14 protein-coding genes are annotated in these 23,224 nt (G+C 59.5%); 9 read left to right on the top strand and 5 right to left on the bottom strand.

Annotation, left to right across the window (positions count from 1 at the left end; translation table 11 throughout):
* The first annotated feature begins 2 nt into the window (after positions 1–2).
* Genes ACR0KX_RS03155 through ACR0KX_RS03140 form a run of 4 tightly spaced genes read left to right on the top strand, consistent with a single transcriptional unit; the run spans position 3 to position 3,579 of the window.
* A complete protein-coding gene (locus ACR0KX_RS03155; protein WP_170622463.1) occupies positions 3–812 on the top strand; it encodes a CbbQ/NirQ/NorQ/GpvN family protein in 810 nt (269 codons plus the stop codon).
* Between the two features lie 9 nt (positions 813–821).
* Complete coding sequence (locus ACR0KX_RS03150) at positions 822–2,744, top strand: VWA domain-containing protein (protein WP_170622462.1); 1,923 nt, start codon at positions 822–824, stop codon at positions 2,742–2,744.
* The gene (locus ACR0KX_RS03145; protein WP_170622461.1) at positions 2,741–3,289 is read left to right on the top strand and encodes a cytochrome c oxidase subunit 3; all 549 of its coding nucleotides are present in this window, start codon (positions 2,741–2,743) and stop codon (positions 3,287–3,289) included. Before ACR0KX_RS03150 ends, ACR0KX_RS03145 begins: the two co-directional genes overlap by 4 nt.
* A gap of 59 nt (positions 3,290–3,348) precedes the next feature.
* Positions 3,349–3,579: a cytochrome C oxidase subunit IV family protein gene (locus tag ACR0KX_RS03140; RefSeq protein ID WP_480707835.1), complete on the top strand. Its 231-nt coding sequence runs from the start codon at positions 3,349–3,351 to the stop codon at positions 3,577–3,579.
* Between the two features lie 53 nt (positions 3,580–3,632).
* Here the strand turns inward: ACR0KX_RS03140 and hemA are convergent, their stop codons facing one another.
* Positions 3,633–4,856, bottom strand: a complete 1,224-nt coding sequence (gene hemA, locus ACR0KX_RS03135; protein WP_170622459.1) for a 5-aminolevulinate synthase — start codon at positions 4,854–4,856, stop codon at positions 3,633–3,635.
* Positions 4,857–5,039: 183 nt separating this feature from the next.
* Between hemA and ACR0KX_RS03130 the strand changes: the two genes are divergently transcribed.
* The gene (locus ACR0KX_RS03130; RefSeq protein ID WP_170622458.1) at positions 5,040–5,741 is read left to right on the top strand and encodes a Crp/Fnr family transcriptional regulator; all 702 of its coding nucleotides are present in this window, start codon (positions 5,040–5,042) and stop codon (positions 5,739–5,741) included.
* A gap of 47 nt (positions 5,742–5,788) precedes the next feature.
* Here the strand turns inward: ACR0KX_RS03130 and ACR0KX_RS03125 are convergent, their stop codons facing one another.
* Entirely contained in the window at positions 5,789–6,616 is an 828-nt protein-coding gene (locus tag ACR0KX_RS03125) for an ion transporter (protein WP_170622668.1), read from the bottom strand.
* Positions 6,617–6,844: 228 nt separating this feature from the next.
* On the opposite strand from ACR0KX_RS03125, the gene ACR0KX_RS03120 reads away from it, so the two are divergent.
* Positions 6,845–8,599, top strand: a complete 1,755-nt coding sequence (locus ACR0KX_RS03120; RefSeq protein ID WP_170622457.1) for a ShlB/FhaC/HecB family hemolysin secretion/activation protein — start codon at positions 6,845–6,847, stop codon at positions 8,597–8,599.
* Between the two features lie 7 nt (positions 8,600–8,606).
* Positions 8,607–12,233 (top strand): two-partner secretion domain-containing protein, encoded by a 3,627-nt coding sequence (locus tag ACR0KX_RS03115; RefSeq protein ID WP_170622456.1) that lies wholly within the window; start codon positions 8,607–8,609, stop codon positions 12,231–12,233.
* Positions 12,234–12,320: 87 nt separating this feature from the next.
* Here ACR0KX_RS03115 and ACR0KX_RS03110 read toward each other — a convergent pair whose 3' ends face one another.
* On the bottom strand, positions 12,321–13,340 hold the full coding sequence (locus ACR0KX_RS03110; protein ID WP_480707834.1) for a hypothetical protein: 1,020 nt from the start codon (positions 13,338–13,340) through the stop codon (positions 12,321–12,323).
* Positions 13,341–13,916: 576 nt separating this feature from the next.
* Here ACR0KX_RS03110 and ACR0KX_RS03105 point away from each other — a divergent pair.
* Complete coding sequence (locus ACR0KX_RS03105) at positions 13,917–16,583, top strand: DUF2408 domain-containing protein (RefSeq protein WP_170622454.1); 2,667 nt, start codon at positions 13,917–13,919, stop codon at positions 16,581–16,583.
* A 41-nt stretch (positions 16,584–16,624) separates the two neighbouring features.
* On the top strand, positions 16,625–19,828 hold the full coding sequence (locus ACR0KX_RS03100) for a hypothetical protein (RefSeq protein WP_480707833.1): 3,204 nt from the start codon (positions 16,625–16,627) through the stop codon (positions 19,826–19,828).
* A gap of 63 nt (positions 19,829–19,891) precedes the next feature.
* On the opposite strand, the gene ACR0KX_RS03095 is transcribed toward ACR0KX_RS03100, so the two are convergent.
* Together ACR0KX_RS03095 and ACR0KX_RS03090 are read right to left on the bottom strand one after the other, a co-directional pair.
* Positions 19,892–22,216 carry a fatty acid cis/trans isomerase gene (locus ACR0KX_RS03095; RefSeq protein ID WP_170622452.1) on the bottom strand — a complete coding sequence of 775 codons (2,325 nt, stop codon included), beginning with the start codon at positions 22,214–22,216 and terminating at the stop codon, positions 19,892–19,894.
* 130 nt (positions 22,217–22,346) lie between these two features.
* Entirely contained in the window at positions 22,347–23,183 is an 837-nt protein-coding gene (locus ACR0KX_RS03090) for a nitroreductase family protein (RefSeq protein WP_480707832.1), read from the bottom strand.
* Between the last annotated feature and the right edge of the window lie 41 nt (positions 23,184–23,224).

The raw sequence follows: 23,224 nt of genomic DNA, 5'->3' as shown, positions 1-23,224 counted from the left end.
ATATGGACGGCTCCATGAAAATGAACGAGGGGGTGGCAAACGCCCCCTTCTACCTCGCTCAAGGCGATGAATGCGATGTGTTCTGCGCTGCTTACAAGAATGATCTGCCGGTCTTGCTGAAAGGTCCGACAGGTTGCGGCAAGACCCGGTTTGTGGCCCATATGGCCGCTCGTCTGGGCCGCCCGCTTTATACCGTGGCCTGCCACGATGACCTTGCCGCCGCCGACCTGATCGGGCGCTACCTGCTGAAAGGTGGCGAGACCGTCTGGGTCGATGGCCCCCTGACCCGGGCGGTGCGCGAGGGCGCGATCTGCTACCTTGATGAAGTGGTCGAGGCCCGCAAGGACGTGACCGTTGTGTTGCACCCGCTGACCGACGACCGGCGCATCCTGCCGATCGACCGCACCGGCGAAGAGCTTGAAGCCGCCCCCGGCTTCATGCTGGTGGCCTCATACAACCCGGGATATCAGAATATCCTGAAAACCCTGAAACCCTCGACCCGGCAGCGGTTCATTTCGCTGGAGTTCGACTTCCCCTCGCCTCAGATGGAGGCCGAGGTCGTCGCACAGGAAAGTGGCCTGCCGCTGGAACGCTGCAAGCCGCTGGTCCGACTGGCCGGCAAGTTGCGCGGGCTGAAGGGTCAGGACCTTGAGGAAGGCGTCTCCACCCGTTTGGTCGTTTATGCCGCGACGCTTATTGCGCAAGGCATGTCCACCGACCGCGCCATCCTTGCCGCCATGATTGAACCTCTGACTGATGACGAGGACATCAAACGCGGGCTCCTCGATCTTGTCACGGCTGTCTTTGGGTGAGGCCGGCCGATGGTCAAGATCGATTTTGAGCCATGGGAACCCGAAGAAACGATCGGGAAACTGTGGCACACCCTTGCCAGCCGCCTCGATGCACCCCAGGTGCATGTTGGAGCCGCGGTCGACCTCTCAGAGGTCGCGGGGCGGCTGGCCGTCCTCTTTCGGGGACTTGGGGGTAGCCCGGGCGTTGAATTGCGCCCGGTCTCACCCGAAATTTCACACCACCGTCTGAACTGGCGCCGCCGTCTGGCGACCGAGGCCGAGATGATGCCGCGCGCCTCATTCGACGGTGAGGTTCTGCGCCTGCCCGACAGCCTGTCGGTTTTCCCCGCGCGCGAGGCCAATGGTGCGCTCTATGTCTGGCTGGCCGCTGCGGCGGCCCATGCCGGAACCCGCATTGACGAGGAAGATCCGCTGCGCGCCGATCTGCGCGCATTGACCGCTGCACAACAGATGATTGACGCGACACTGGAGGACGCGTCGGGCCTGCACCCGCTATACGTCGAGATTTGCAAAGGTCTGCTGCATCACCGCGACGTCCCCGACCTGCCGCCTGTTGAAGCCGCAGTCGAAGACCTGATCCGCAACATGCTGGGCGATCCCGCGCCCCTGTCCGACAGGGCCAAGGAATTGCTGGCGCTGGACGCCGATCTGACCGCCCCGCGCGGTTACCAGTCGTTCCGCCCGGTGCCACTGTGGCCCGAGCTGCGCGCCGTCGGTTTTTCGGAACATAACGAAGTCGAAAACCCCGAAACCGAAGGCCCGCCCGAGGAATCGGGCGAAAAGACCCACCGCGCCCGCCGCCGCAAGTCCGATCAGGCGAGCCGCAGCGACAGTTTTATCCTGCACAAGTTCGAGGCGATCCTCAGCTGGGCTGAGTTCCTGAACATCAACCGGCGCATCGACGATGACGACCCCGACAACGCCAAAAAGGCCGCCGACGATCAGGAAGAGATCGGGCTGGGCCAGATCTCCAAAGCGCCGCCAACGCGGTTGAAACTGCATCTGGATTTGGCTCCGGAGGATGTGAATCGCGAGCGTCTGTCGGGCCGTATCCTGTACCCTGAATGGGATGTGCGCACCGGCCAGTATTTGCCGGATCACGTGAACGTCCTGCTCTCGGATGCCGATATTCGCGAGGATGCCGCCGAGTTCGGCAAAGACCCCGCCACCGCCCGTCGCATTCGCGCCGTCAAACGCCAGTTCGAAGCGCTGCGCCCCGGTCGCGTGATGACCCGCGGCCATCTGGACGGCGATCAGCTGGACATCGAAGCCGCCGTGCGTGCGCAAGCGGACCGGCATGCCAGTGGCGAAGGCAACGAACACGTCTGGATGCAATCCCGCCCCGAGGCACGCGATCTGGCAGTGTCCATCCTGCTGGATGTCAGCCGATCTACCGAAAGCGCGGTCACGGGCCGCGCCGTGATCGACATTGAGCGTGAAGCACTTGCCGCGCTTGCCTGGGGCCTGAATGCCTGCGGAGACGATTTCGCCATCCACGCCTTCAGCTCGCTGAAACGCCAGCGAGTCTACGTCCAGCGTTGCAAACGGTTTGACGAGCCGATGGGCACCAAGGTCGAACAGCGCATCGCGTCGCTGCGCCCGGGCCACTACACCAGGCTGGGCGCGGCGATCCGCCATTGCTCGGCCGATTTGGCGGCGCAGTCGCGCAAACGCCGCTTGCTGCTGGTCATCACCGACGGCAAACCCAACGATCTGGACCATTACGAAGGCCGCCACGGGATCGAAGACACCTGCATGGCCGTGCGCGAGGCGCGCCGGGCCGGGCATTCGGTCTTTGGCGTCACCATCGACAAAACCGGCAAAAGCTGGTTCCCACGCATGTTCGGACAGGGTGGTTTCGCGGTCATCCCCGACCCGCACCGCCTGACCATGGCGCTGCCGCAGATCTACCGCCAACTGGTCGGCGCATGAGCGACGCCTCTCTGATCGACGAGCTTCCGGGCGAGTTGCTGATGTGGGTGCTGATTATCTCGGAACTGCTGGTGTTCGGCGCGGGCCTGATTGCCTTCATGGGCGTGCGCCTGACCGACCCGGCAGGATTTGCCGAGGCGCAATCGCATCTCTATCGCACTGGCGCGGCTTTCAATACCGTGGTCCTTGTGACCTCAGGCTATCTTGCCGCGCTAGCGTTGCGCTGGCGCCGCGCCGAACGCCGCCTCAAATCCCGGCTCGCCCTGACCGGGGCCGCGGCGCTGGGGATCGTGTTCCTGATCATCAAAGGCGTGGAATACACCGGCAAGGCCGCGCAGGGTATCACCTATGAAACCCACCCGTTCTTCCTGTTTTACTATCTGCTGACCGGCTTTCACGCCGCCCATGTCCTGGCGGGGGTCGCGATTCTGCTGCTGGTCGCCTGGCGCGATGATCCAAACAACATCGAGGCGGGGGCACAGTTCTGGCACATGGTCGACCTGGTCTGGATCATGCTGTTCCCCGTGATCTACCTGCTGGGATAAGCGAGATGCCCCTGTCTTCTTCTCGTTCCAAAAACGGCCGCCGGAGGCGTCCCGACCCTTTGACCCGCGCCTGGCTTGGCCTGCTGGCGCTCAGCCTTGCGTCGGCGCTGCTGACCCTGCTGCACAGCCCAAAGGTGGTGGCTGCCGGTGTGCTGGTTCTCGCCCTGATCAAAACGCGGCTGATCCTCGCGCTATACCTTGATCTGGCCCACAGCCCAAACTGGCTACGCGGGTTCACCATGGTTCTCACCATCTTCTCGCTGTTGATCTTTGGCCTCTACCTGATCTGAAAAAAGCCGCCCCCGACAGGGACGGCAGTCTGCAAAGCAAAGGGAGGCTTTGTTTATTGGGCTGCCATCGGCATCCTCGCGATCTGACAGCGCTGCCAAAGGACTGACAACGCCCCCACCAGATGGTCGATATCTTCATCGGTATGAACCGGTGACGGCGTGATCCGCAGACGTTCGGTTCCTTTCGGGACCGTGGGATAGTTGATAGGTTGGATATAGATGCCAAACTCCTCCAGCAGCGTGTCCGAGATGAACTTGCACTTCACCGGATCGCCCACCATCACCGGGATGATGTGGCTGAGGTTGGGAAGATGTGGAATGCCCTCGGCATCCAGCCGCGCGCGGACCTGGGCCACGCGGGCCTTTTGCAGGTCACGTTCGGCATTCGACTGTTTCAAATGCCGGATCGAGGCGGCAGCCCCGGCGGCAATCGACGGGGGCAAAGCGGTTGTAAAGATGAACCCGCTGGCAAAACTGCGCACGAAATCGCACAGCGCGGCTGAGGCCGCAATGTATCCGCCGACCACACCAAAGGCTTTGCCCAGCGTCCCTTCGATCACGGTCAGGCGATCCATCAGGCCTTCGCGTTCAGCTATTCCGCCGCCGCGCGGACCGTACAAACCAACGGCGTGCACCTCGTCCAGATAGGTCATCGCGCCGTATTTGTCGGCCAGATCGCAAATCTCTTTGATCGGGGCGATGTCGCCATCCATCGAATACACCGACTCAAAGGCAATCATCTTTGGCGCATCCGGATCAGCGGCGGCCAGTTTCGCCTCGAGATCCTCCAGATCGTTATGTTTCCAAATCACCTTTTGCGCCCGTGAATGGCGGATGCCTTCGATCATCGAAGCGTGGTTCAACGCGTCCGAAAACACGATCAGACCGGGGATTTTCGCCGCCAGCGTCCCCAGCGCGGCCCAGTTTGACACATAGCCCGAGGTAAACAGCAGCGCGGCTTCCTTGCCGTGCAGATCGGCCAGTTCGGCCTCAAGCAGCACATGATCATGGGTGGTGCCGGATATGTTCCGCGTCCCGCCCGCGCCCGCGCCGCAGCGGTCCAGGGCATCGTGCATTGCCGAAATCACTGCCGGGTGCTGGCCCATTCCAAGATAATCGTTCGAACACCAGATCCGTACGTCCCGCTGGACCGGCCCATCGGTTTGGCGCGCATTCGGGAAAGACCCGCAGCGGCGTTGCAAATCGATGAAGACGCGATAGTTGCCTTCGTCCCGAAGGTCATCAAGGCTCTGGGTAAAGAATCGCTCGTAGTCCATGTTGCGGGCTCCCCGGATTACTGGCTTTGGATCAAGCGTAAGGCAGCGTCGCGTACCGCAACATGACAATTGTCAAGTGGCGCAGGCTTTAACAGAGCAGACCCGCGCCCAGTTTGATATAGCTTAAGGACAGGGTGATCTGGCCGTGCTTGAAGGGCGGCGGGAAAGACACGGGGTATATTCATGTCGCATGAGCCACAAAAGGCAATCGCGCGCCAGTCGCTGCTGCTGCGCAGTTTACCGGATCAGCATGTGGAAACACTGCTGAGCCACGCGATCTGGCGTCAGTATGATCGGGGTGAGACGATATTTTTGCAGGAAGAGACGGCGCAGGCCGTTCACGTGGTACTGGCCGGATGGGTCAAACTGTTCCGCATGACCCCCACCGGCGCCGAGGCGGTCGTGAGCGTCTTCAAACGCGGCGACAGTTTTGGCGAGGCCGTCGCCCTGCGCAACGTGCCGTACCCGGTCTCGGCCGAGGCTGTTTCGACCTGCGAGGTGATGCATATTCCCAGCCCGATCCTGATCTCATTGATGAAAGAGGATCCCGAAATCGGAATCTCGATTCTGGCGTCAACCTTTACGCATCTGCATTCACTGGTGGCCCAGCTTGAACAACTGAAGGCGCAGACCGGCGCGCAGCGCGTGGCCGAATTTCTGCTGAACCTGTGTGATTGCGATGCCAGCGAATGTGATGTGTCCTTGCCCTATGACAAAATGCTGATCGCGGGCCGTCTGGGAATGAAGCCCGAAAGCCTGAGCCGCGCCTTTTCGCGGCTCAAGACAGTGGGCGTAAAAATCAATCGCAACCACGCCGAGATCTCGGACATCGACGCTTTGCGAAAATATGTTGAAGACGAGCCTTACAGCGGGAAGTCCTGGTAAGCGGATTTCCCTCGCGGGATCGGGATTACCAAACTGAGTCACCCAATCTATTTGCCGTCATCTTTCAGTGCCGCGACCTCTGTGCGCAGTTTCTTCACCTCAGCCAGCAGCTCGATCACGTTCCTGTCGACGATGTCGGTTTCACTGCGGACCAGCTCGCGCAGGCGCGAGAATTCCTGGCCTGCTTCGTCTTCAACCGCCGACTGCATGGTGTTGACCAGCAGACCGATGAACAGGTTCAGAACCGAAAACGCGGTGATGACGATAAAGGGCACAAAGAAAATCCAGGCGGTCGGGTGTTCTTCCATCACCGGGCGCACGATGCCCATTGACCAGCTTTCCAGCGTCATGATCTGGAACAGCGTGTAAAGAGACCGCCCCAACGTTCCGAACCATTCCGGGAAATCCGGTCCATACATCAGTGTTGCCATGACTGCGAAGACATAGAACACAATCGAGATCATGATGATCACCGCGCCCATACCCGGCAGCGCGTCCAAAAGGGCTTTCACCACAGCGCGCATCTGGGGAATGACTGACAGCAGACGCATTGCCCGGATGACGCGCAGCCCCCGCAGGGCGGACAGGCCCTCGCGTTCCGGCAACAGCCCGACGCAGACCACAACCAGGTCAAAAATGTTCCAGGCGTTTCGGAAAAATTCCAGCCGATAGGCAAAGAGTTTCAGCAACAATTCGGCCACGAATATGAACAGGACGATCTTGTCCAGCAGCGCCAGCGCCGGGCCGACACTGTCCTTGACCCAGTCAGACGTGGACAACCCTAGCGTGATCGCGTTGAAAATGATCAGGCCGAGAATGACATTCGTGACCACGGGCAATTCGACAAAGATACGGGCTTTGTCGCGCAGGCTCATTGTCGATGTAGCTTCCACCTTACCAGGACTCCTGAAACTTGTACCGGGATGCGTATATCCAAAGCTTTGGGTCGGTTGTCGATCAGATGAAAGACGCCTGACGTGGTCGTGATTGGCGGTTACCGTCTTTGCATTTCAGCAAGGGTCAATTGTGACAACTCGCTCTCGGCGTGTTGATCTTGCGAGGGTTGCAACCGGTGTGCGATCCGCGCGATTGGGTCATTCATGATGATGTTTTTAACAAGTATACAGGCGTTGCGCCTTTGGGTGATCAGGCGACGGCCCTCGGTTTTGGGGGCTGCGGCCCTGGGTTTGATGGTGACTTGGGTGGGTGGTACCGCGCTGGCGCAGACTGCATCCAACCTTGCCCCATCCACCTTTCAGCCGCAGAATCAGCGCAGCACAGGGCCGGTCACCGTTGCCCGCGATCCCGGAGCCCCGGCACCGGCGGGTGCGGATCAGTTGTTTGTCACAATTGGGCAGGTTGAGATCGAAGGGGCGTTGCCTCAGCTATCCGGCGCGAATGAGGCCTTCGTCGAAAACCTGCGCGGGAAGCGTGTTGCGGTATCCGAGATATTCGGGGCCACCCGACGTTTGGAAAACGCATATACAACCGCAGGTTATGCACTTAGCCGCGTGGTCCTGCCGCAGCAAACCCTGCTGGATGGGGGAACGTTGCGGATCGTGGTGATCGACGGTTTTGTCGAGCGCATAGATGCATCCCGTGTTCCCGAGCCCGCCCGGGCGCGGGTTCAGGCGGTGACAAACCCGCTGATCGGACAGCGCGGTATCCTGCTGAACGACATCGAACGCGCCTTGTTGCTGGCCGGGGATACCTTTGGCATCCGTTTGTCTTCGACCTTGTCACAAGGCGACAGCCGGGGCGGCACTGTTCTGACGCTGGATGGTGAGTTTCGCACCTTCACCGGGTCTTTCGGGTTCGACAATTCGCTATCGGACACGCTGGGACCGGTCAATCTGAATGCAGGGGTCGAGGCCAACGGCCTGCTGGGTCTGGGTGAGACCTTCTATTTCCGCGCGGGCGGCGCGCCGGATCGGTTTTTCTCGACCGATTCGCAATATCGGATTCTGGCCGCCGGGGCGGTTATCCCAATCGGGATCAATGGTCTGACCTTCAACGCCGAGGTGACGACAAGCGACACCCTTCCGGACGCGGATCTTTTGCCCAGCAGCAGCAATTTTGACCGCCTGTCGCTGCGGCTTTTCTATCCGTGGATACGCTCGCGCCGGGTCAACCTGTCGTCGCAGCTTGTTCTGGACCGGGTAAGCGATTCGCAGGATCTGGTCATCGGCGCGGCGTCCCTGCCGATCTTTGAAGATGATCTAAGCATTCTGCGCGCCTCGCTGGACGGTACGTGGCAGTTCGAGAACGGGTCATCCCTGACGGGCAACGCCACCTTGTCGCGGGGCCTGGACGCCTTCGGGGCCAGCGCCTCGGTCGGGCCGGATGACACGCCGCTGTCGCGGCAGGGCGCAAGCGCGGTCTTTACCAAACTGGTTCTGGGCGCGCGCTACGACCGTCCGCTGGACCGCAACTGGTCTCTCTCGGTGAACGGGCGGATTCAGACCAGCTTTGGCGATCCGCTGGTGACGTCGGAACAATTCAGCATCGCCGGGCCCAGCGAATTGTCCACCTTCGATGCGGGTGAGTTGCGTGGGGATGACGGCTGGGTTCTGCGGGCTGAGCTGGGGCGCAGCCAGCAGACGGCGGTAGCAGGCCTGCCGCTGGTCATCAAACCCTACGTTTTTGGCGCGCATGGCGTTTTGGGTGTTGAACAGCCCACCGTTCTTGAGCAGGGCACGACCCGCGCGTCGTCCTATGGCGTCGGTCTGGACGTTTTTACAATTGAGAATTCGGCCTATCGGTCGGCATCGGTACGAGTGGAATATGGAAGAGGCGAACGCGATGACTTTGGCGAAGACGGCAACCGGTTCAACATCACTTTCAATCGCAGGTTCTAGCACCGTCATGAAACAGATTACGACAGGTTTCTGGTGTTCGGCAACCGCCCTGTTATGGGCGACGACCGCCTTGGCGCAGGCATTGCCCACAGGTGGATCGGTGGTTGCGGGGTCCGCGACTCTAAGCCAGCCCAGCAATACCCAGCTGAACATCAATCAGAATTCGAACGCGGCCATTGTCAATTTCAACAGCTTCTCAATCGGTGAAGGCGCGCGGGTCGACATCAACCAACCCGGCGCTGCCAGCGTGTTTCTGGGGCGTGTAACCGGTGACACCACCAGCCAGATCCACGGGCAACTGAACGCCAACGGGCAGGTGCATCTGGTCAATCCGAACGGTATTTTCATTGGTCCGAACGGCAGTGTCAGCACGGCTGGTTTTGTGGCATCCTCGCTGAACATCTCGAACGAGGATTTTCTGAACGGCACCTATCGTTACACGGGCAACGGCAACTCGGCAGCGGTCGAGAATGCGGGGACAATCTCGATCGTGCCGGGGGGCTATGCGGCCCTGATCGGCGGGCGGGTCAGCAATTCGGGCCTGATCCGGGTGCCATTGGGCAAGGTCGGTCTGGGCGCTGGCGAGCAGGTGACGCTGGACGTCTCGGGCGACGGGTTCTTGCAGGTCGCAGTGCCTTCGGACACGGATGACGCCTTGATGGAGGCGCTGGTGTCGAACTCGGGCCGGATCGAGGCCAATGGCGGCAGCGTGCATCTTCAGGCCGCCAGCGCCAGAAACGCGGCGCGTCAGGTCATCAATATGTCCGGCGTGATCGAGGCGCGCTCGGTCTCGGGCCGGTCCGGCGCGGTGGTGCTGGGCGGCAGCGGTGGTGGCGTGCAGGTCAGTGGAACGATTGACACATCGGCATCGGTGGCGCAGGTAGCCAGCTCTCCCAGACCTGTTGCGCGGCCCGGTTCGGGTGGCAGCATCACGATCACGGGTGAAGCGATTGCCCTGACCGGCGCGACGCTCAGGGCCGACGGGCTTGGCGCTGGCGACGGCGGCACCATCCGGGTAGGGGGCGATTATCAGGGCGGCGGCGATTTGCAGACCGCGCAGACCACCTTTGTTGACGCAGGCACCACCCTGTCGGCGGATGCAGGCGACCGGGGTGATGGCGGTCGGGTCATCGTCTGGTCGGATGACTTCACCAATTTCAACGGCACCATCTCGGCCCGGGGTGGGGCAAATGGTGGTGACGGTGGTTTTGCCGAGGTGTCCGGCCTTGTCGACCTGCGCTATCGCGGACTTGCCGATCTGCGCGCGCCGAAGGGTGAGGTGGGGACGCTTCTGCTGGACCCGCAGAACATCACCATACCCGGCACGCTGACCGAAGCCGGGCTGGAGGCGCAGCTGGATCTGGGCAATGTCATTCTGGATACCTCGGACGTAGTTGGCACGGATGACGGCAACATCACGATCAACGCCGATATCGACTGGATATCGACCTCGGACCTGAGGCTGAATGCGGACAACGCCATCACATTCAACGGCGCGATCAATGCACCCAACGGCAGCCTGACCCTGAACGCCCTTGGGGCGGTGGACGGGATCGGGCTGATCTCGACCGGGGCAGGGGGCACCATCGATGTGGGTGCATTCTCGCTGCTGGCGGGGTCGTGGGAACAGGTCTCGGGCACACTTCCGTCCTTTGCTGCGGCGGATTTTTCGATCAGCAGTGGCGCAAGCTTTCTGCGGGCGCTGGCCGGGGATGGCACTGCGGCCAACCCGTTCCAGTTGACGGATGTCTACGGATTGCAGGGCATCGGCAGCGCGGGACGGGGATCCCAGAACTATGAGCTGGCCAACAACATCGACGCTTCGGTCACCGCCGGATGGACGGGCGGGTTTGATCCCATCGGCAACTTCTCGGGCACGCTTGATGGCAATCGCAATATCATCGACGGGCTGGTGATCGATCAGGGAACAGGATCCGGCGGTTTTGTAGATACAAACGACGGCGTGCTGACCGAGTTCCAGTTGACCAACGCAAACGTGACAGTGGGCACCGGCGGCATTGTCGCCAGTTTCAACACCGGAGAGATTTCCGGCGTCGCCGTATCCGGCAGCATAAAGGCAAACAACAACCTTGGTGGCGCGATTGTCGGCGGTCTGGTTGGCAACAACACCGGCACCGTTGTCGACAGTTTCTCGACCGCGTCCGTGAACGCCTTCCTGCCGATTGATGCCAGTGCAAACTTCATTACCGCTGGCGGGTTAGTAGGTTTGAACTTCGGGGATATTGAGCGGTCTCATAGCCTTGGAAATGTAACGGTTGAGGACGAAACTGGATTTGGCGAATTGGTAGGTGGGGGCCTTGTCGGTTCAAACTTTGGGTTGACGCAAGATTCCTACGCTCAAGGGGCGGTCGTAGCTTTGGCTGGGTCCGGTTTGACTTCAGTCGGTGGGTTGGCAGGATCAAATGCCGGAGGCTCGGTCGAGCGATCCTACTCAACCGGTGTCGTGACGACAACGGGTTCTACAAGTGATGAAGTTGGGGGGTTGATCGGCAACAACTCACGTCTAGCCGGCATCGATACACCGGTCTTTGGAACCGTGACCGCATCCTTCTGGGACGTCAACAGCTCGGGCCAGACCGCGAGCGATGGCGGAACAGCCCTTACGACGGCGCAGTTTCAGGACACGCAGGGATTCTTTGACCTGGCATCCGCTCAGGGGTGGGATTTCGACAATGTCTGGGCACCGGGATCAGCCGGGTTCTTGCCTGCCAACTATTCAACCTCGCCGGTGGTGTTTGCCATTCCTGATCCGACCACAGCGATTGCGGGTCAGACGGCGGCAGCGACCACAACCGGAACAGTTTCCGGCGGGCCATCGCAGTTTCGCTTTGGGCCGGACCCTGACACGCTGAATACTTCTCCGATCTTTCAGTCGCTGACATTTGCCAGCCAGAACGTGGGCCCCACGACATTCACCGTTGATACCAGCAACCTGAACAGTGCCAACGGACAGGCGTTTCGTGTTGTCGCCCTTGGCGGTAGCGCCACGATTACGCCCGCAATCGGCATTCCGGGCGGCCCCGGCAGTGTTGTTCCACCGCAATTGCCGCCGGTTCCCACCGTGGATGTCACACCAACCGTCGATACGGATATCACCGATGACACCGGCGGCGGGGGAACTGCCGTAAACCCCGGTGTTGGCCCCACAGGGACAACCGATATTGTCGAAGGTGTCTCGGCCGATTTTGAGGACGCGATTGCAAGCTGCGAGGCAGCGGATCAGGGCCTGACCCAGTATCTGGACTGTTTGGCCGAAGCTCTGGACGATTTTGCCGGTGAACTGGATTCGATTGCCAATGATCTTCCGGCCGGGTTGGAAGAGGTCGGCGACATTATTCGCGACGCCAGCGCAGGTATCCGCGCCGCCGGGGATGAGGCGAACCGCCGTCTGGCGCTTGCCACCACAGCGGCCCAGCGGGACGCTATTCGCCGCGATGCCGTCAATCAGGCGCGCGCTGCCATTCAAACTGCGCAGACGGAAATCCGAAAGGCCATCACATTGATCCGGGCCAGCGATCCGGAACTGGCAGGGGTCGAGCGGCAACAGATCGACATGCTGGTTGCAGCCGTAGGATCTGCTGAAATCAGCCTGTCCCGCGCGATTGGTCTGTAAACCGAAGGGTCAGCGATCTTGCTGACCCGAGTTTCAGGCACAAAAAAGCCCGCCCTGATTGGGCGGGCTTTTGTCTGGCTAAAGCAATCAGGCGGTCAGTTGGCCGTCAAGCTCATTCAGAACGGCCAGCAAAGGGGCCTTGATCTTCAAGCTGGATACAAACGGGTTGTCCTCCAGCAGCGCGATCAGCGCATTGCCGTCCAAATGGCTGCGCAAACGTTGGATGCAGTGACGGATTTCCGCCTCGGCAGCTTTTCGTTCTGCGCCCTGGGTCTGGTTCCAGACGCCCGCCGCTGCAAACAGATCCGTTTCGATGCTGTCCAGCAGGCCGGTCGCCCCGCCAAAGACGCTTTTGTAATCGTCATTTGCGATGCGGCTGATCCTTGGGTCCGGCTGCTGGGCAAGGGTGGTCATCAGCTTGTCGAAATTCGCGTTGGTGTCAGATCGAAGCTGCACAAGTTTTTTGAAGGTTGCACTGACCGCCTTGGCATCCGTTTTTGGCTGGTCAGCCGAACCCTGCTTTTTCAGCGCCGCCGCCAGACGGGCCATCCCCGCGCGGGCCTTGTCCTGATCCCCGGCCTCGACCAGACCGCCGATGGTTTGCAGCGCCGACAGCAAGGCCTGCGACCGATCAGGGTTCTGCTCGGCAACGGCCCTGGTCATGCGGCTGAGCGTTTCGAATTTCTTCTGCAACTCGCCCATGTCATCGGAAGCCGGGGTGTCGTCGGCCTCATCAGCTGGAGCGTCAGCCACAGCGCCTTGATCGGCGATGTCCTGATCTTCATCGTCAAGTTCGTCATCCAGCACCTTGCCGCTGGAATCCAGAATGCGAACCTTGAAGCTTAGCTTGGCGGCTTTCAGAAACTGCCGCAACGCCTTGACGGACGGGCGCTTGGGTTCATCCTCGCAGGTGATGACAAGAAACTTGTCTTCCAGTTTGGCAACGCCCCACACAACCGCCTTATTGTCTGAAACCCCCGCGTCGGCCTTGACCGTCTTGCGAAGCTTTTCTGCCTTGGTTGTTGCGTGCAGTTCACACGCACTGTCGGCGACCGCCTTGGCCGGGGCAAACGCGAAATTGAGCGGTTTCGTTTTCGCGATTGCCAATTTGGCCTTTAATTCTTTTATCTGCGCTTTATCCACAGTGATCACTCCACACCGGACGAAATTACGGCACTTTCGGGTGCCGAGACTCATACAGTTCGATCTAAGAGCATATGAGGCGATGCTGCACAATTAAACCTGATATACATTTGCGTGTATTTGGTTACAGGTTTTTTGATCAACAGGTCTGAAACGGTGCCGGTTTCCAGAAAATTGATAAAGTTTGGGTTTGTATTTGACCAAACGGACAACAAGTCTGCCGTTTTGATCGGGATTGTTTTACCTTTTGCGAGGTTACGTAAACCCCTGCGTGGTATGCGGTTCAAGCCTTCGCTGCCTTGGTAACAAACCACACGAAAACTTTGAATTGCTTTAGTTGAATCCCCCTCGGAATACAGTCTACGGGTTATTTAGCCGAAACCGATCCGCATTTGGAATCGGGGCAGGCACGTATTGATGACTGCGTATGGGTCTTGAAAAGGAAAGTGGTGAAAAAGGTTATACTCTCTGAGGTTGTGTAATCTATTTCACATTGCGTTCCAAATTAAAGATCTGGATATGTAAAGGGTAAGAGCCTAAATGCCGGAAACAATGGAATTCCCGACAATGGACCCAAAGCAATTGGACTGGGTTCAGAATTACTACAAATTGCGCGGATGGGCGTTTCCGGACGCCGGACCCGCTGCGTCGGTGGAAACTTCCAGTGAAACCGATGTGCAAGCCGAACAGCCGGTTCGCGAAATCGTGGATCAGGTGCAGGCCGAGTTCACGGTTCAACTGATCGCCAGCGAGCTTGAGCACGCCGAGTCCACCCATGAAGAACTGGCCGAATTGCAAGAGGAATTGCGCGCGCAGGACAGCAACGCGCAGGCTGCGCCGCAGAACAAATCTCAGGTCGATCTTATCCAGTCGCAGGTGAAGTTGATCAAAAAGCAGCGCGAGGCCGAAGGGAAGCTGATCCCGACATCCGGTCTTGATGACAGGACTCAAGGCATCCTTGCAGAGATGCTGGCCCTGTGCGACCGGAAGCTGGAGATTGCCGAGGCACAGGCGAAACTGGGCGGTTTCGACGAAGCGCAGTCCACCTTGACCGATGTGCAACATGATCTGTCAGACATTCGCACGGCCCGTTTGGCGGCGCAGGTTTCGCAGCCCGCGCCGGAACCTTCGGCAGCGCTGAAAGCCCTGACAAGCAAAACACAAGAGGCCGCGCGCAGCTTGCGTCAGATCGAATTTGTCGGGTTGGCAAAGTCCCTTGAGGCCAAGCTGAAAGACCTGTCGCAGGAGGTCGCGCCCGAAGAACACGCCTATTGGGGAATGCTGGAAGACGAGGTTCAGAAAACCGGCAAGGCCATCGGCGTTCTGACCAAGACCAGCGACCGGATCGGCGTCATTCGCAACAGCCTGGACAAGGAAGGGTTCGATCAGTGGGCGCATAATATCGAAGCCGAACTGGCATCCATTCAGGCGCGCGAAGGCCGTACCGTTCTGGGCACTGTCAGCGACCTCAACTTGCTCAAATCCAGCGCCGAGAGATATGAAGAGCAAGCCAAAGGCAAGGAATGGGATGACGCGGAGCTTGGGAAAGTGACGGCCGAAGTCCGTGAGCAGTTCGATAAGCTGATCAAACGCGACGACCTTGGCCGGATCGAAACAAAAGACGACAAGACACATGTCGAGCGCAAGGCCGGGACCTACAAGGATCTGGACCACGATGTTTACGTCCAGATCCCGCGCCGGGGCAACAAGAAGGTCCCGCGGGAAACCGTGCAGGCCGTTTTGGACTCGCTCGAGTTTCTGGATGAATTGCACGCCTCGGGCGTCAAGGGCGTGGACAGCATCGCCAAGCAAGAGTTGGAAAAGGCCAAGGGCATTCTGGATGGGATTGCAAATAACGCCGGTGACTATGCCAAGCTGAAGAAAAAGCTGGCCGATCTGTCGGATAAGATCGACAAACTGGCCTCGGGCCGGACCGCCGGGTTCTACATCGAGGAAAGGCTGCGCCTGGCTGAAAAGGTCAGCAAGCTGAGCGCGGGCTACACCACAATGCCGATTGAAACTGCGAAAATCGAGTTTTCGCAGCTGCTGCGCACCGATTTCGAAGAGCTGCACACAAATGCCAAAGAGGCTGAGAAGACCGGGAAGGACTTTGAAACCAAAAGCGCGGCGGTGATCAAGGATTTGGACAGGGTCGCAGCGCTTGTGAATGATGATCTGGTTTCAAAGATCCGGGCAGTTCTGCCGCATGACAAGATCCCGTTCTTCGAACGGCTCGCAAAGTCCAAAGGGGCCGGACCGCTGAAGATCGAGCATGAAGACCTGCTTGAACTGGCAAAAAATGCGCTGACCAAAGAGGATATGTCCGACGCCCTTTCAAAGATGGGCGACCTTAAGAAGAAGACCGCCCGGCAGGCTGAAATCCTCTATGATCTTGCGAAGTTGAAGCAGACGTCTGATTTGAACCACCACGATCAGCAGAAGCTGGACCAGATCACATCTGATTATCTCAAGGATCAGGAAGACCGGCGGAACAACAAGGACAGGGCCAAGGAATTCGCGGCCATGGCCAAACCGCTGAAAGACGAACTGGACGCGATGCTGCGCGACAAGGTCAGCCTCAAGCGCATTCTGGACAAGTTCAAAGGCCATTCCCGTGTCGATCCCGAAACCTTTGATCTGTCCCGGCTGCGGGATCTTCGGGATGAGTTGACGGTTCTGGAAAAGCGTTCGATCACCAAGGATGAGTTCGCCAAGAACAAAGAGCGTTTCAACGACCTGCAACAAAGCATGGACTTCATCCGCAGCGAGATCACCGGTTTCCGGGACGATCTGGCGCAGGGGCTGACCACCTATGCCGAACGGTGCATCGGAACCCTTCAGGATGCCGCCGATTTCGTGCGGAACGATTTTGTCACTCAGGTCGATGCGCTGAAAGGCGACGGACAGAATGTGGTGGATCAGGCGGCCTTGCAGCGGTTTGCGAACAACATCTCCTCGCAACTGGTTCTGCAGGGTCTGAAGACCCACACGGACATCATCGCGGATCGGGATCAGGATCTTGCCGCCCGGAAACAGGCGCGCGAACAAGCCCTGCGGCAGGTGCGCCCGCTGCTGACTCAGATCCGGGGCAATGCGGGCATCCAGCATTACCTCAACCACCCGTTCACCAGCGTTCAGAACAAACTTCACATCGCCGTTGACGAACTGACCCAACTGGAAGTCCGGCTGCTGCAACTGGCGTCCTGAATTTGATGAGACCGGCGTAAAGACCGGAACAAGGAATAGACATGGCTTTTACAGACACTCAGATCAAATGGCTGGAAACCGCACAGGGCAAGGCCGTAGACTTTGAAAAAAGCGCCGAGGCGACGGCCCAGAAAGCGGCGGTCTTGACCGATATCCTGACGAAACTGGATGCGGACAAACAGGGCATCAAAGAGGCACAGGATTTCAAGGTCTCGATGGCACGTCATGCGGGCGTGTTCAAACTGCCGGGCAAGGGCAAGATGGATTGGCTGAACGGCAAGATGATGTCCGAGGTGGACAGCTATGCCGACCTGCCCGACGCAACCGGTGTCACCCCCGAGGTGATGAAGGCGGCAAGTGAATCGCTGGCCAAGATTCTGGACCGCCAGCACGAGATGCAGGACAGCGGCCTGTTCAGCGACGAAGACATCGCCCGCGAATTATGGGCCCCCCTGGTGCGCGAGGGCATCATCCCGTCGAACATCGTACCCGACGCCTACAGCGAATTCAAAAAGATGTTCGACGGTGCCTCGGAAATTTACGATGCCAAGCTGGATGAATATTCCGACACTGCCTCGAAATTCGAGGACGTTTTCAGGGTCATGGGCATTGCCAAGGACACGATCACGATGGCCTCGACCATTGCCGCGTCTTCAATGACATTTGCCGATTTCGATATCACCGGCCGAAGCCGGGCGGACGGGCGTGAGTTGGAAGCCAAGAACGCCGTTCTGGGCGCAAAGCAAAACGCGCTGATCGACGAAACACGCACCAAGCTGGAACTGCCGGACGACGCTGGCACGTTGACCGTGTTGGCAAAGGCAAAGGAAAACCCCGAACTTGCCAGCGTCGTGACCGAGTTCAACGACATTGACGCCGCCCGCGCCGCCCTGTCCGCAGAGCAATTTTCCGATCCGCGCTGGGTCGCCGGGAAACAGTTGCTGCGCGTGGCCGCCACCAGCCTTGCAACGACCAGTCTGACCGTTGCCGAAAAGGGCGTTCGCTTTGCCGAAAAGCCCGAGAAGGACGTGGGCAAAACCCTGCATTTCGCATCCGACGCCGCAAATGACGTGCTGAGCGGTGTCGTCACCGCCGCACTCAGCGCGGCGGCCACTGCGGACCGGTCGCAGAACGAAGACGGCGGCAATACTCATGATCACCGTCAGGGGTTCAGCGCCGGTCAGGGTGCATTGGCCGCACTGATCAATGGAAACAAGCTGGCGGATAAAATCCTTCTGGCCGCACAGGCCAAGACGCCCGAGGCGCGCGAAAAGGCGGTCATGAGCATCCTGTCGTCGCTGGGTGACACTCTGGCCGAGGCCGCCGCCGCCACGAACCAGGTGGGCGGCGAGGTAAATTCGGGACTGGCGGATTCAGATCTGACCAAGCACCGCGACGAAAGCATCGGCAGCCATGAAGTAGACAAGGAATTTGACGAACGCCCCTATCTGTCCGGGGTTGTTTCCGAAAGCATCCGCGCCTTTTTCATCATGACCGCAAATGTCGGCGGCGCGTGCAAGGAACTGGCCAAGCCGAACCCGGATTTCAAAATGCTCGCAGGTCATCTGACCGCCGGTCTGGCGCATATCGGGGCCTCGTCCGCAACTGTGAATGGCGAGATGGCGCTTTACCCGGAAAAGGCCTTGCTGTCGGACTCGGAAGCCGAGGATTTGCAGGACAAGTCAATCGAGAAACTTTTGCAACAGCGGCTGGATGTGTCCGGCTCGGCCTTCCAGCTTTCGCCGGGCGAGGCGGGCTTTGCGCCCTTCAGCTATGCCAGCTATTTCGCCGACGTCAATTCGTCGATCAAATCGATGGTTGAGGCGCTGAATGAAAACCATGCCAAACCGGGGGCCAATGAAGCCATCGCCCGCAAGACCAAAGAGGCCACCGAGAAGCTTGAAGCGGAAAAGACCGGCAAGGAACTGGATGCGCTGAAAGCGAAACTGGCCGACAAGGGCAGCCGTGAAGAGTTTCTGGCCAGCATCGAAGAAGAGGCCGATGCCGAATTTCAGCATTTGAAAGACGTTATTGCCGCCGCCACCCCACCTGCAGACCCGAAGGATGAGGCGGCAGTTGAAAAATCGAAGAAGGCGGTGGATGCGCTGATCGCCGAAATCAAGGCGTCGGAGATGAAGATCAAGCTGATCGAGACCATTGCGGCCGGTGGCACCAAGGTCCTGACCCGGCTGTTCCCGGTAACCGGTCTGGCGGATTCACTGCGCCAACTCAGCGTCGATGCTGTTGCCCTGTTGCGGAAAGGCGATGAGCTGAACACATGGCGCAAGAACGCGGCCCTAGCCTCGGCCAGCGGATCAGTCTACGAGGCTGCGGTGAAGGAACGGCTGGAAAACTCCAGCGTTCAACTCAGCCAGAAATCCTTCAATGCGTTCTTCTCGGTTCTGGGTGTGGTGTCTCAGGGCACGCGTCTTGGGGATGTAACGGGCGCGGCAACAGGCATTGCGGCGGGAACCTCGATGGCCAAGGCGCTGACGGATTATGGCTACAAGATGTATGATCAGGCCAAAATCCTGCGCGGCTGGAAGCTGTATGTCGATGCCCGCAACAACCCCGGAAACCGCAAGGCGGCCAGAACCGCGATTGCGTGGAACTCGACCCTGGCCAAATGTGTTCTGGCCTATGGCATCGCCATTGTCGGGGATCCCGTGGCCGCTCAGGTCGGGCGGAACTGTGGCCTGACGCCGGAAATCCTGGCCTCGGACAAGGATGTGTGTCTGAAGGTGGTGAAATATTTCGAGACGCTTTACAGCGAAGACCCCGTGGTTCTGCGCAGCGTGCCCAAAGTGTCGGACTGGCATCCCGGGACCCCGGATCTGACGCTGACATCGTGGCTGAAGTTCAAACGCGCCGCCGCAACCAAGGCCTATCCGCGCCTGTCCAAGGACAGTTGCCTGACACCGGACATCGATACCCCGATGAAGGCGTTGCACGGCCTGTGCAAATCCGATCCATTCAAGTTTGAAGAGATCATTGACACCCTGCCCGAACAGGAGAAGCCGCAATTTGCCAAGGACGTGCAAAAGCATCTGCAAGACCTGCATGGCGGGCTGTCGGCTTACCGGCCCAAAACATCGAAGCCGGAAAAGCCCGAGGACCAGCGGTGGGAAGAAGGTGCCCGGCATTACGCGATGGAGGATGTCGCAGATGCGCTGAAAGCGCAGGTGTCGCTGATCCTGCGCGAAGTGAATATTCACGCGGGTCAGCCGGAAACCGAGGCTGCCTGAATTCAAACGTCACGCTAAAAAAGACCCGGTGAGGCAGATCACCGGGTCTTTGCATTTCAGGGGTCAGGTCGGGTCCTGATCAGACCGGGGATCCTTGTAACGATTAAGGTCGAAGAGTCCGGCCTGAATCGGAGCCTGCCCCAGAAACTCGGCCGTCATCCTGTCGCTGAGTGCCCAGAATTCGGGGCTGGTTCTGCGGATGCCGAATTGGGTGACAAACGCGATATAATCCGACTGGGACCGGATGGTGGTCATACCATCAATGAATGCAGGCAGGTCATCTGATTGGACGCGGAAAAAGAAATTCGGATAGCTGCCGAAGAACCCCGGAATGACCGTCAGTACATCGGCGGCAGGGTCGCGCCGGGCGGCCTCGTGAAACAGGAAGGCCACGTTGTCATGGGCCTTGTCATGGGCGAGGGTGAAATACGCGACCTCGTCATCCGGGCCTTCCACCGCAAGCACGGACAGGTCAGGCAGGTAGCGGACCCAGTCTCCGCGCTGACTTGCCAGCGCGCGCATTGCGCCGCCCGTTCCCTGCGCGCAGGTGTCATTGGTGCATCGGTTGATCGGATCCTGCAGGGGCCACAACCCGTTGCCGCGGGCTAATAAGGTGTCGAAGAACTCCTGCTTCGGGGTGTCGGTCTTATACGCGATACCCGTTGGAAAGCTGTCATCGACCCGGCGCTGGTGCCAATAGGTGTGCACCTTTGCCAGCGCACCCCGGTACCAGCTGTCGTGCATCTGCCGCCTGTCGTCTTTGGGCATGAAGGCCAGAAACGTATCTTCACCCTCCATCCGCAATTCATCCATATACAGCCGAGTGGCGAGTTGGTGTTCGACCCGGCCAAACACGTCATAGCCTGCAACGAGGTCATAGTAGATACGTTCAAAAATGGGGTAGTCGATCACCCAGGCCGTTTCCGGAATGTCACCATGCAGGCCCGTCATGGCCGAGGCATTGTCGAAGTGACGAAACACCGTGATCAACGCATTGGGGTTGGTCCCGTCCCCGTCCCAGATGGCGTCGTACCCGAACCCGGTCTGATGCCACGGGCTGTTGCGGTATCGGGCGTCTCGGAACTCAAGATATCTGATTTGGTTTTGGTGCGAGAAACCTTGCAGATCGCCAAGCGCGCCATCGTCCGCCTTTGACACCGGCAGATCGAGCGCGGCGGCACCGTCCTGCAAGTAGCTGGGGTCGGTAATCGACAGATCGGCGTCGGGGTCCAGAAAGCTGACCCAGAACCGGTCTTCGATCACATCCACAGCGGTTTCGCCGTGACAGACCGGGCCGCGAATGAAACTACGGACGAAGAACAACGCCTCATCCAGCAGAAACTGATAGCGGCTGCGGGCGGGGATCCGGGCGAATGTGCTGAACGGGTCGCCGCCTTCGACATCTCCGAACGGGGGCAGGCTGTCCAGCGTCCAATCCGGTGTCAGAAAGAGCTGGCTGTACCGCTCCATCCGTGCGGGGCTTAACGCGTAGACCAGATGCTCTTTGTGCACGATAGTTTCGGAGATTTGCTGGAGGCGGTAATAAAACCGGTCGCTGCCCGGATCGTCGAAAGGACGTCGGGTGGCGATTACGTCGATCTCTTGCCCCGAAGGCGTGGTGGATCGCACCATCTGGAAGAACAGCCTGTCCGGCCCGTCGCTGAAATGCAGCCGCGCCAGAAAGAGATGTTCATAGAGATACCGGCTCATCAACTGGTGGCGCAGATCGTCGGAGTTCAGAAACGCCTCCCACGCGGTAATCTGGTCGGCAACAGCGTCAGGGATTTCGGTGGCTGCGGCTGGCAGGGCATCACCGCTGCGCGCCCAGGTGATCAGCGTTTCATATTCGGCGTCGTTCAGCGCTGCGGCGGCGTAAGGCATACCAGCAAGCGGGTTTGTGTCCCGGAATTGGGTGAATTCACCGGGCGTCGGACAGGCCAAAGCGCGATCCAGCGCGAGGCCCAGAACCTCGGGCACCGGCCCATCGGCAGGCAACGGGTTCTGGCGACCGAGTTCGAGATATCGCTCTAACAGGCTTGGACCATCTGCTGGTTCTGACGGGTCATCGATGACCGGGTGAAACCCCAGCGCACGCCATTCGGGTATCGTTTGGGCATCGATGCCAAGGCGTGTGGGTTGCGCATCTTTCAGCCGTTCGGTGTGATAAACCGCTAGCTTGCTGCCACCGCGTGCCAACCCCTCGGGCGAGGTGAGTTTCAACTGGCAGGGGGCGTCATAACAGCTATGGCAGACAACGCAGCGGTGATCGACGATACGTTTCACCTCTTGCGGGTTCGGGGCAGTCTGGGCGTGCAAAGGCAGGCTGAGCAGCACGAACAGAAAGGCACAAAGTGCCGTGATCCTGCATGTCTGGCGAAAATCGGTCATCCCTTCCCCCTGCTTCGGCCCGAACGCTGTGCGCAAGCTTGGCCCGCCCTGAACGGTTTGTCGATGCTTGGATGAGGTGTTGAACCGCCTGAGGCCCAATGGCCCACAAACACGGGAAAACGGATTGCACCTAGGTCAGTCGAAACCCCTGCGCGCGGACATAGTCGCCAAATTCTTCGCGTTCCGGCTTGCTGTACTGCCGGGTCTTGTCGTCGATCCACGTATAGCCCGGTATCGTATCTTCGTAGTCTGAGTCCCTTTGGCTGGCGTAGGGCTGCGCAACCGCGCGTTCCTGCGCATAGGTTTCAATCGCCTCCCGCAGGTTGGTTTCGCGGTATTCATCCTCGTGACATGTCACGCGCAAGGGTAGTCGCTTGGAAATGGGGGCAGGGGATACCGGATAGCCCAGTGCCAGACCGGCCAGCGGGAACACATGCTGCGGCAGGTTCAGCTGGTCGCTGACCATCCGGGCCTGATTGCGCACCGCGCTGATCGGGCAGCAGCCCAGCCCTGTCGCCTCAGCCGCTGTGACAAAGGCCCCAAGCGCGACGGCGGCGTCCGTGATGGCGTTGAAGAAGGCATCCAGATGATCATTGGCAAAAGGGGTCTCTGTCCAATCATGCAGCAGCCTTTGACGTCGATTGTTGCCGCAGAAGATCAGGATCATCGGAGCCTTTGCAATCCAATCCTGACCGGGGATCAGTTCGGCCAGTTTCCGGCGCTGTGAGGGTGAGCGCAGCAGGATGATATCCCGCTGTTGCAGATCGCTTTTGGTCGGCGCGGCCAAGGCAACGGCGCATAGTGTATCCAGCAGGTCAGCGTGAATGTCCTGGTCGCGGAAACTGCGGCACGACCCTCGGGCCGCCATGGTGTATAACGGCGCAGCCGCGTCGGGCACCGTTTCAGGCGCATCCGAGAACCGGGCGCGCAGGGCGGCTTGCAGATCGGAAGTTGGGAGATCGGCCACGGCGGCACCTCTTTCGAAACTATCTCTTACACAAAGCTTAA

This window comes from Ruegeria sp. BG5 (assembly GCF_056538425.1).
The sequence above is the reverse complement of the archived record's forward strand: the minus strand, read 5'-3'. Positions and strand labels throughout refer to the sequence as shown.

Coding starts and splice junctions, on each gene's coding strand:
- ACR0KX_RS03155 (WP_170622463.1), top strand. CDS start 3: ATGGACGGCTCCATGAAAATGAACGAGGGGGTGGCAAACGCCCCCTTC.
- ACR0KX_RS03150 (WP_170622462.1), top strand. CDS start 822: ATGGTCAAGATCGATTTTGAGCCATGGGAACCCGAAGAAACGATCGGG.
- ACR0KX_RS03145 (WP_170622461.1), top strand. CDS start 2,741: ATGAGCGACGCCTCTCTGATCGACGAGCTTCCGGGCGAGTTGCTGATG.
- hemA (WP_170622459.1), bottom strand. CDS start 4,856: ATGGACTACGAGCGATTCTTTACCCAGAGCCTTGATGACCTTCGGGAC.
- ACR0KX_RS03130 (WP_170622458.1), top strand. CDS start 5,040: ATGTCGCATGAGCCACAAAAGGCAATCGCGCGCCAGTCGCTGCTGCTG.
- ACR0KX_RS03125 (WP_170622668.1), bottom strand. CDS start 6,616: ATGAGCCTGCGCGACAAAGCCCGTATCTTTGTCGAATTGCCCGTGGTC.
- ACR0KX_RS03120 (WP_170622457.1), top strand. CDS start 6,845: ATGATGTTTTTAACAAGTATACAGGCGTTGCGCCTTTGGGTGATCAGG.
- ACR0KX_RS03115 (WP_170622456.1), top strand. CDS start 8,607: ATGAAACAGATTACGACAGGTTTCTGGTGTTCGGCAACCGCCCTGTTA.
- ACR0KX_RS03105 (WP_170622454.1), top strand. CDS start 13,917: ATGCCGGAAACAATGGAATTCCCGACAATGGACCCAAAGCAATTGGAC.
- ACR0KX_RS03100 (WP_480707833.1), top strand. CDS start 16,625: ATGGCTTTTACAGACACTCAGATCAAATGGCTGGAAACCGCACAGGGC.
- ACR0KX_RS03095 (WP_170622452.1), bottom strand. CDS start 22,216: ATGACCGATTTTCGCCAGACATGCAGGATCACGGCACTTTGTGCCTTT.